We start from the raw sequence: 9,475 nt of genomic DNA, 5'->3' as shown, positions 1-9,475 counted from the left end.
AAGATTGAAGAATAATGGATACGATACATTCACAACAGTAGCAAACTCTATTGAGAATCATTATGAAAGGATTCTGAACTTCTTTGTGAACAGGAGTACAAATGCAGCAGCGGAAGCATTTAATGCTAAAATCAAAGCATTTAGGGCATCATTTAGAGGAGTAGTGGATATGAGCTTCTTCCTTTTTAGGCTAGCAAAGGTATATGCATGAAGGGAATTGACTAAACTTAATCCCCCAAGAATTACAACTGAGCCCGAACTTACCATACAGTTCAAATGAGAAGCAAAAGAAAATAATAGTTGGAAATGAAAGGGCACAAAAAAAGAGCGAATCATTCCGCTCCACCTTTAAAGAACCCCCATAAATGGGATTCTTCTTTTTCTTCATCTTTCATTTACTCTTTACCTGAAAACGTCTTTCTCCTAATACCTAATCAAAACAATCTTTTTCCTAAAAACTAATCTTAAAATCTAATACCTTAATTTTATAAACTAATACCTTTTAATTATTACCTTTTTCTAATACCTAAAATATAAGTAGTTTCACAACTACACTGCAAAGGTATAGCTGTTTACGAAAACAGCAAAAGCCATCATGCAAAAAATTACATTCAGACTTATTTTTTTGACTTATGTCAAGACGTAGGGTAGATTTTGAGTGTAAACCTCACGTTTATTCCCACAACAATCCGTCTTTTCAACAAATTTCTCCTTTTACTCTCTAGTTGCACTCATAATTAAACAAGCACACAACTAACAAAAAGAAAGCAAAACAGGGAATTTAAAACACAATCTATTACCATTTTATTCAAAAACATACAATCGCAAAAACCAATAAGCGGCCTATTTTCGAACAATCTGCATATTTCTAACTCAAAATTACGGCGATTTTTTCAGTCAAACCGGATTCCTCCCCGGATTTTCAGAAGCAAAAACAGCTTGAAGATACAAGTCTCGCAACTTTTCCGTAACTTTGCAGCGTTTGATAATAAATAAGATAGGAATGGATTTTAAGTACGACGTAATTGTAATTGGTGCCGGACATGCTGGTTGTGAAGCAGCGGCAGCCGCAGCTAATTTAGGTTCCAAGACTTGTCTCATCACTATGGACATGAACAAAATTGGGCAGATGAGTTGCAACCCGGCTGTAGGAGGAATCGCCAAAGGACAAATTGTACGTGAAATAGATGCACTGGGTGGACAAATGGGATTGGTGACAGATGAAACAGCCATTCAGTTCCGAATTCTAAACCGTTCGAAAGGCCCTGCCATGTGGAGTCCCCGCGCCCAATGCGACCGGGCTAAGTTCATTTGGTCCTGGCGGGAGAAACTGGAAAATACGCCCAACCTTCATATCTGGCAAGATACAGTATGCGAACTGCTCGTTGAAAACGGTGAGGTTACCGGATTGGTCACTGCGTGGGGTGTCACCTTCAAAGCGAAATGTATTGTGCTCACCGCAGGCACTTTCCTCAACGGACTGATGCACGTAGGTCGCCATCAATTACCGGGAGGAAGAATGGCCGAACCGGCTTCTTATCAATTGACCGAATCCATCGCCCGTCACGGCATCACCTATGGAAGAATGAAAACCGGTACTCCGGTACGAATCGATGCACGCAGCGTTCATTTTGACCAAATGGAAACACAAGCCGGCGAATGTGACTTCCACAAGTTCTCTTTCATGAATACCAGCACGCACCACTTAAAGCAACTTCAATGCTGGACATGCTACACTAATGAAGAAGTACATCGGATTTTGCGCGAAGGTTTGCCCGATTCTCCCCTATTCAACGGACAGATACAAAGTATCGGACCACGCTATTGCCCGAGCATCGAAACCAAGATTGTTACTTTCCCCGATAAAGACCAGCACCAATTATTCCTGGAACCGGAAGGCGAAACAACACAAGAGCTATATCTTAACGGATTCTCTTCTTCACTTCCGATGGAAATACAAATTGCGGCACTGAAACAAATCCCGGCTTTCAAAGATCTGGTCATCTATCGTCCGGGATATGCTATCGAATATGACTACTTCGATCCGACCCAATTAAAACATACGTTGGAATCGAAGATTATCAAAAATCTGTTCTTTGCCGGACAAGTGAACGGCACTACCGGATACGAGGAAGCAGGAGGACAAGGATTGGTAGCCGGCATCAATGCGCATATCAACTGCCACGGCGGAGAAGCATTTACTCTAGCCCGCGACGAAGCATATACTGGCGTATTAATCGACGATTTGGTTACCAAAGGTGTGGATGAGCCCTACCGTATGTTTACCTCCCGTGCAGAATATCGCATTTTGCTTCGCATGGACGATGCGGATATGCGCCTGACAGAAAAAGCATTTAAGCTTGGATTGGCAAAGAAAGACCGCTATCAATTGGTAAGAAGCAAGAAGGAAGCTGTGGAACAAATCGTCTCTTTCGCACGCAACTATTCGATGAAACCGGCATTAATTAATGATGCTCTCGAAAAGATAGGAACAACTCCCCTGCGTCAGGGATGCAAGTTGATAGAAATTCTAAACCGTCCGCAGGTGACAATTGAGAATATAATAGAACACGTTCCGGCGTTTCAACGGGAACTGGAGAAAGCGACAAGTTCGGATCAGGATCGAAAAGAAGAGATTCTCGAAGCGGCTGAAATCTTAATCAAGTATCAAGGATACATTGACAGAGAACGAATGATTGCTGAAAAGCTGGCACGATTGGAGAGCATAAAGATCAAAGGGAAATTTGATTATTCTACCATTCAGTCCCTATCCACCGAAGCTAGGCAAAAGTTGGCAAAGATAGATCCGGAGACGATTGCGCAGGCGAGCAGAATTCCGGGAGTCTCTCCAAGTGACATCAACGTACTGCTCGTGCTTTCGGGACGATAGGCGGCAACGTTTCACGTGAAACAAATCATTTAAAGAAACGATATAATTCAATGATTATGAGCAAAGAAACACTAATCAAAAGTATTCGGGAAGTACCCGATTTTCCGATCCCCGGAATCCTATTCTACGATGTCACCACCCTATTCAAAGATCCATGGTGCCTGCAAGAATTATCAAACATTATGTTTGATATGTATAAGGATAAAGGGATCACCAAAGTAGTAGGAATAGAATCAAGGGGCTTCATCATGGGACCGATTTTAGCCACCCGCCTGAACGCCGGTTTCATTCCTATCCGCAAGCCCGGCAAGCTCCCTGCAGAAACAATTGAAGAAAGCTACGACAAGGAATACGGAAAGGACACCGTGCAAATTCACAAAGACGCACTGGATGAGAATGATGTAGTTCTATTACACGACGACTTGCTGGCAACAGGAGGCACGATGAAAGCGGCTTGCGAATTGGTGAAAAGATTAAAACCTAAAAAGGTATATGTAAACTTCATCATTGAGTTGAAAGAACTGAATGGAAAATCAGTATTCGGAGACGACGTAGAAGTAGAATCGGTATTGACTTTATAAAGGATTTGCATCTATTTGCAGCGAATGTGTCAAAAGTAAGCAGCTAGCGATCTCTCATACCTAACGATTATGAATGTAGAACCGGAAAGCAAAAGCAAAACCAATGAATATCTGAAAGGGATTGTAGCCAACCTTCCCGAGAAACCGGGTATTTACCAATACCTGAATACGGAAGGAACAATTATATACGTTGGAAAGGCAAAAAATCTTAAGAAAAGAGTCTATTCTTATTTCAGCAAAGAGCATGAGCCGGGAAAGACACGAGTACTGGTCAGCAAAATTGCTGATATCCGCTATATCGTTGTCAATACGGAAGAAGATGCGTTATTGCTGGAGAATAATCTGATAAAGAAATATAAGCCGCGCTACAACGTTCTGTTAAAGGACGACAAGACCTACCCTTCTATTTGCGTGCAGAATGAGTACTTTCCGAGAATCTTCAAAACAAGAAAGGTTATCAGGAACGGTTCGTCTTATTATGGCCCGTACAGTCACATTCCATCAATGTATGCGGTATTAGACCTGATAAAGCATTTATATCCCTTGCGCACATGCAATTTAAACCTAAGTCCGGAAAACATACGGGCGGGTAAATTTAATGTATGCCTGGAATATCATATAAAAAACTGCGCCGGGCCATGCATCGGGTTGCAATCACAGGAAGAATATCTCAAAAACATAGATGAAATCAAGGAAATCCTGAAAGGGAATACACAAGATATCAGCCGTATGTTGCTGGAAAAGATGCAGACGTTGGCAGCCGAAATGAAGTTTGAAGAGGCGCAGAAAGTGAAAGAGAAATATCTCCTGATAGAGAGTTACCGCTCCAAATCAGAGGTAGTAAGCGCTGTATTGCACAATATCGATGTATTCTCAATCGAAGAGGACGAGTCGAACTCTGCTTTCATCAATTATCTGCACATTACAAATGGTGCCATCAATCAGGCTTTCACGTTCGAATATAAAAAGAAGCTGAACGAATCAAAAGAGGAGCTTCTGACGCTTGGTATTATTGAAATGCGGGAACGCTATAAAAGCCAATCCAGAGAGATTATAGTGCCTTTTGAACTCGATTTGGAGTTAAACAATGTCGTATTTACCGTTCCACAGCGGGGAGATAAGAAGAAATTGCTGGATCTTTCGGTTCTAAACGTGAAACAGTACAAGGCCGACCGCCTAAAACAGGCGGAAAAACTGAATCCGGAACAAAGGAGCATGCGTTTAATGAAAGAAATTCAGCAAGAGTTGCATTTGGAAAGACCGCCGCTGCAAATCGAATGTTTTGATAACTCAAACATACAGGGTTCTGATGCCGTGGCAGCCTGTGTTGTATTTAAGAAGGCCAAGCCATCAAAGAAAGATTACCGGAAATACAATATAAAGACGGTTGTAGGGCCTGATGACTATGCTTCCATGAAAGAGGTCGTCAGAAGGCGTTATCAACGCGCTATCGAAGAGAATTCTCCTCTACCCGACCTGATTATCACTGATGGCGGGAAAGGTCAAATGGAGGTCGTCAGAGAAGTCATTGAAGACGAACTGAATCTGGCTATTCCTATTGCCGGATTGGCAAAGGACAACCGCCACCGCACATCGGAGCTGCTTTTTGGATTTCCTCCGCAGACGATTGGTATCAAACAGCAAAGCCCATTATTCCGTCTGCTGACACAGATTCAGGATGAAGTACACCGTTTTGCTATTAGTTTCCATCGTGATAAACGCAGCAAACGACAAGTTGCGTCCGCACTGGATACCATCAAAGGTATCGGAGAAAAGACAAAAACAGCACTTTTGAAAGAGTTCAAGAGCGTAAAACGAATAAAAGAAGCCTCTTTTGAGGAGATTGTCGCTATCATCGGAGAAGCGAAAGCCAAGACCGTAAAAGAGGGATTAAGCAATGAATCATCAAAAAATGAACAAGAAGCCGGCTGAATGGAGCCAGTTATCTTCCTATCATTTTTAGCCTCGGATTACACAGATTGCACGGATTTCACGGTTAAATTACTAAAAACTGCGTTATCCGTGCAATCTGTGTAATCCGAGGCTAAATAATAAACCATTAAAACTTTCGGCAAAACCTTATAATATTTTCCTGCCAACACACCGTTTTCTCTTCCGAATTTTGTAAATTTGCCTTTCCTAACCACGAAATAGAATAAATAACAATGCGAATAGTTATACAACGGGTAAGCCATGCGTCAGTAACCATTGAAGGACACTGCAAATCGTCCATCGGAAAAGGGATGCTGATATTAGTTGGCATCGAAGAATCAGACGGGCAGGAAGACATCGACTGGCTCTGCAAAAAGATAGTAAATCTACGTATCTTCGACGATGAAAATGGGGTGATGAACAAGTCTATTTTAGAAGATGGAGGCGAAATTTTAGTTATCAGCCAGTTCACGCTACACGCTTCTACCAAAAAGGGAAATCGCCCCTCCTACATCAAAGCTGCCAAACCGGATATCTCTATCCCACTCTACGAGCAATTCTGCAAAGATTTAAGCGGTGCACTGGGAAAAGAAATAGGCACAGGAATCTTTGGAGCAGACATGAAAGTTGAACTTTTAAACGACGGTCCTGTTACTATATGCATGGATACCAAAAACAAAGAATAGATATTCCATACTAATCATCAATCACTAATCATTAAAAAAATGACTCTGGAAGAAGCACAGAAACAAGTGGACCAATGGGTGAAAACATACGGTGTCCGCTACTTCAGCGAGTTGACCAATATGGCAGTCCTGACGGAAGAAGTAGGAGAACTGGCCCGTGTCATGGCCCGCAAATATGGCGACCAATCCTTCAAGGAAGGAGAAAAAGACAATATAGATGAAGAGATAGCAGATGTCTTATGGGTGCTTCTCTGCATCGCCAACCAGACGGGAGTAGACATCACCGATGCTTTCCGGAAAAGCATGGAGAAGAAAACAAAACGAGATAATAAAAGACATATCAACAACCCAAAACTGAAAGATCATGGAAGAGAATAACTCACAGCCCAACAAGTACAAGGCCGCATTGGCAAAGTATAATACCAATCTGAACGATGCAGATATTCAAGCTCGCGTAGCTGAATTGATTGAGAAAAAAGTGCCGGAGAACAACACGGAGGACGTTAAGAAATTCCTGTTCAGCTGCATTGATCTGACCACCCTGAACAGTACGGACAGCGACGAAAGCGTGATGCACTTTACTGAAAAAGTCAATCAGTTTGACGACGAATATCCTGATCTTAAAAACGTAGCAGCCATCTGTGTGTACCCCAACTTTGCAGCCATCGTTAAAAACACGCTGGAAGTAGACGGAGTCAATATCGCCTGTGTATCAGGAGGTTTCCCCTCTTCACAGACATTCATTGAAGTGAAAGTGGCAGAAACAGCACTGGCCATTGCAGACGGTGCAGACGAAATAGATATTGTGATTTCCATCGGCAAATTCCTTAGCGGAGACTACGAAGGAATGTGCGAAGAAATACAGGAACTAAAAGAAGTTTGCAAGGAACACCACCTTAAAGTAATTCTCGAAACAGGCGCATTAAAGAGTGCTTCCAACATCAAGAAAGCCTCTATCCTATCCATGTATTCGGGCGCAGACTTTATCAAGACGTCTACCGGAAAGCAGCAGCCTGCCGCAACGCCGGAAGCCGCTTACGTGATGTGTGAAGCTATCAAAGAATACTATCAGAAGACAGGAAACAAGATTGGATTCAAACCAGCAGGTGGTATCAACACTGTTAACGATGCGATTATTTACTACACTATTGTAAAAGAACTATTAGGTGAAGAATGGCTTGACAACCAACTGTTCCGCTTGGGAACCAGCCGTTTAGCCAACCTCCTCCTTTCCGACATCAAAGGCGAAGAAATCAAGTTCTTCTAAAAATTAAAGGCTACATTAGCAATCAAATACGCCTTACCGCGCGACTCCCGTATCACGGGAATCGACGCGGTATTTTTTATTTAAGAAAAACTAAAGATAGTTACTGGAGAATTCGGAAAAATAATTATCTTTGTAAAAGGTTTAGCGATGAAAATATAGCTAATTAGTTATATTAGAGAACGTTTCATTTATTACCAGTTCCTGGAATTCGGCAAAATTCAAAGTTATGAATGGTAATAAGCAAACGGGTCTCACGCACCTTCATGTATATAATTTTGTTATATATCGAATGGAGCGTGGGACTGTTGCTTGTATACTCATAACGGCTTGCCGAAGCCTCAGGAAAATACATGGCAACAGTTCTCACGCTTTTCATGAACTTTATGGAGGTATTAAGGATGGACGCTTACACAAGAACCTTACGATTCAATCACAACCCTCTGAATCTCATCCTCGGAACAGAGAAAAAGAAGGGGCTACGCATCGGTTATATGGAAGCTGGACTGCAAGGCTTCTATCTCAACTCCATGGAGACCGGAGTCCATCCGCAAAAGCTATCCAGACTGCTGGCAGAAGAGTTCCACTGCACCGATACCGAGTCCGTCACCGGATTATTCCAGTTCCTGATTAACGAAGGAGACAGAGTCTCCTACCAGATTATGCTCCCCTACTTACTCTCCACAGAGAACATCAACGAGTTCGAAAGTATCATCCAAAAGCGCTTTTTCGGAGTAGAACGCTTCATTCAGCAAGGAAAGAATCTATACAGATTCGTGAAATATACAGAAGAAAGAAGAGACCCGATTATATGGATAAATGACTTAGAAAAAGGGATTATCGGATGGGACATGGGATTGCTTGTCAGCTTGGCGCGCGCCTCCCAAACATGCGGGCACATCAGCAAGGAACAAGCCTGGAAGTACATAGAACAAGCAGCCCAATTATGTTCGTTAGATCTTCATACAGCTGAAGAAATAGACAAGAGTTTCCTTTTAGGAAAAGCGATGAAATCGGGAAAGATAGAAGATTGGGATCGATTATTATCGTGCTATTCACTTCTGGGCAAACACCGGAGGTAATTATTTTTCGCGGTCTACCACGTAATCCAAGTAAGCCCGGAGGGCTACACAAATATCAGATTCCGGCAAAGAAGCCAGTAAATCAAAAGCCTTTTGCTTATAGATATTCATCGTCTGAACGGCATATTCAATGCCCCCATTTTCTTTGATAAACGAGATCAAATGAGCAATTTCATCGAGAGTAGCTGCACCCTCCTTTACCTTGATTGCCAATTCCTGCGCCTCATCGTTTTTTGTCGTGTTCAATACATACAAAGCGGGCAATGTCAGTTTACCTTCAAGCATATCATTACCTGTTGGTTTGCCAATCTCTCTATTATCAAAGTAATCGAAAATATCATCTTTTATCTGAAAGCAGATACCAATATATTCGCCCAACAAACGAGCCAGTTCGGCTTCTCCCTCCCCTACACCTACCGAAAAAGCGGCAGCTTTCGTACAGGCAGCAAAAAGAGCGGCAGTCTTCTTACGGATTACATCAAAGTAAACCTCCTCAGAAAAGCTATGATTACTTACATTTGAAAGCTGAAGCAACTCGCCGTCAGCAAGATCCTGCCCAAGAGTAGACACCAGTTGAATAATGCGGTGGCTGTTCGTCAGTTCGGCATGCACCAAACTGGTTGCCAGCAGATAGTCGCCCGTCAATACGGCTACTTTATTATTAAAGATAGCATTCACCGAGAGTTGTCCACGGCGTTCGGTACTTTCATCCACGACGTCGTCATGCACCAAACTGGCTGTATGAAGGAGTTCCAATGAAACAGCTGCATGAAGAGTGGAAGGACATACAGCACCATAAAGACGTGCCACCAGCAAAACAAGAATAGGACGCATCATCTTACCATTCCTCTGCCGTATGTGAGATACGACACTATCGAGCAATGCATTTGAACTGGAGAGAGAACTATCAAAAAGTTCTTTGAAGTCTCTTAGTTCTGCTTCAATCGGAGTTCTGATGAGTGAGATGCTGTCCATTAATTACACAATTTGAGCACAAAAGTAATAATAAAACGCTGAATACCGTATTTTTTTGTACTTTT

At 42.4% G+C, this 9,475-nt stretch carries 9 protein-coding genes; 8 read left to right on the top strand and 1 reads right to left on the bottom strand.

The window, feature by feature from the left end; translation table 11 throughout:
* From HMPREF0106_RS26490 to HMPREF0106_RS01330, 8 genes are all read left to right on the top strand, one after another.
* Positions 1–211, top strand: a 211-nt coding sequence (locus tag HMPREF0106_RS26490) for a transposase (RefSeq protein WP_232286798.1), incomplete at its 5' end; no start/stop codon positions are given.
* A 792-nt stretch (positions 212–1,003) separates the two neighbouring features.
* Positions 1,004–2,890 carry a tRNA uridine-5-carboxymethylaminomethyl(34) synthesis enzyme MnmG gene (mnmG, locus tag HMPREF0106_RS01295; protein ID WP_008641609.1) on the top strand — a complete coding sequence of 629 codons (1,887 nt, stop codon included), beginning with the start codon at positions 1,004–1,006 and terminating at the stop codon, positions 2,888–2,890.
* A 50-nt stretch (positions 2,891–2,940) separates the two neighbouring features.
* Entirely contained in the window at positions 2,941–3,471 is a 531-nt protein-coding gene (locus HMPREF0106_RS01300; protein WP_004313735.1) for an adenine phosphoribosyltransferase, read from the top strand.
* Between the two features lie 69 nt (positions 3,472–3,540).
* Entirely contained in the window at positions 3,541–5,403 is a 1,863-nt protein-coding gene (gene uvrC / locus HMPREF0106_RS01305; RefSeq protein WP_008641608.1) for an excinuclease ABC subunit UvrC, read from the top strand.
* Between the two features lie 233 nt (positions 5,404–5,636).
* Positions 5,637–6,089: a D-aminoacyl-tRNA deacylase gene (gene dtd, locus HMPREF0106_RS01310; protein WP_004313732.1), complete on the top strand. Its 453-nt coding sequence runs from the start codon at positions 5,637–5,639 to the stop codon at positions 6,087–6,089.
* Between the two features lie 39 nt (positions 6,090–6,128).
* Positions 6,129–6,467, top strand: a complete 339-nt coding sequence (locus tag HMPREF0106_RS01315) for a nucleotide pyrophosphohydrolase (RefSeq protein ID WP_009041169.1) — start codon at positions 6,129–6,131, stop codon at positions 6,465–6,467.
* Positions 6,454–7,356 carry a deoxyribose-phosphate aldolase gene (deoC, locus tag HMPREF0106_RS01320; RefSeq protein ID WP_008641606.1) on the top strand — a complete coding sequence of 301 codons (903 nt, stop codon included), beginning with the start codon at positions 6,454–6,456 and terminating at the stop codon, positions 7,354–7,356. Before HMPREF0106_RS01315 ends, deoC begins: the two co-directional genes overlap by 14 nt.
* A 398-nt stretch (positions 7,357–7,754) precedes the next feature.
* Complete coding sequence (locus HMPREF0106_RS01330) at positions 7,755–8,435, top strand: DUF1266 domain-containing protein (RefSeq protein WP_008020027.1); 681 nt, start codon at positions 7,755–7,757, stop codon at positions 8,433–8,435.
* On the opposite strand, the gene HMPREF0106_RS01335 is transcribed toward HMPREF0106_RS01330, so the two are convergent.
* Complete coding sequence (locus HMPREF0106_RS01335) at positions 8,436–9,410, bottom strand: polyprenyl synthetase family protein (protein ID WP_004313728.1); 975 nt, start codon at positions 9,408–9,410, stop codon at positions 8,436–8,438.
* Positions 9,411–9,475 lie beyond the last annotated feature (65 nt).

This window comes from Bacteroides sp. D22 (assembly GCF_000163675.1).
GTDB lineage: Bacteria > Bacteroidota > Bacteroidia > Bacteroidales > Bacteroidaceae > Bacteroides > Bacteroides xylanisolvens.
This window is presented reverse-complemented; position numbering and strand designations above follow the sequence as displayed.

Coding starts and splice junctions, on each gene's coding strand:
- HMPREF0106_RS01330 (WP_008020027.1), top strand. CDS start 7,755: ATGGACGCTTACACAAGAACCTTACGATTCAATCACAACCCTCTGAAT.
- HMPREF0106_RS01335 (WP_004313728.1), bottom strand. CDS start 9,410: ATGGACAGCATCTCACTCATCAGAACTCCGATTGAAGCAGAACTAAGA.
- uvrC (WP_008641608.1), top strand. CDS start 3,541: ATGAATGTAGAACCGGAAAGCAAAAGCAAAACCAATGAATATCTGAAA.
- HMPREF0106_RS01315 (WP_009041169.1), top strand. CDS start 6,129: ATGACTCTGGAAGAAGCACAGAAACAAGTGGACCAATGGGTGAAAACA.
- HMPREF0106_RS01300 (WP_004313735.1), top strand. CDS start 2,941: ATGATTATGAGCAAAGAAACACTAATCAAAAGTATTCGGGAAGTACCC.
- dtd (WP_004313732.1), top strand. CDS start 5,637: ATGCGAATAGTTATACAACGGGTAAGCCATGCGTCAGTAACCATTGAA.
- mnmG (WP_008641609.1), top strand. CDS start 1,004: ATGGATTTTAAGTACGACGTAATTGTAATTGGTGCCGGACATGCTGGT.
- deoC (WP_008641606.1), top strand. CDS start 6,454: ATGGAAGAGAATAACTCACAGCCCAACAAGTACAAGGCCGCATTGGCA.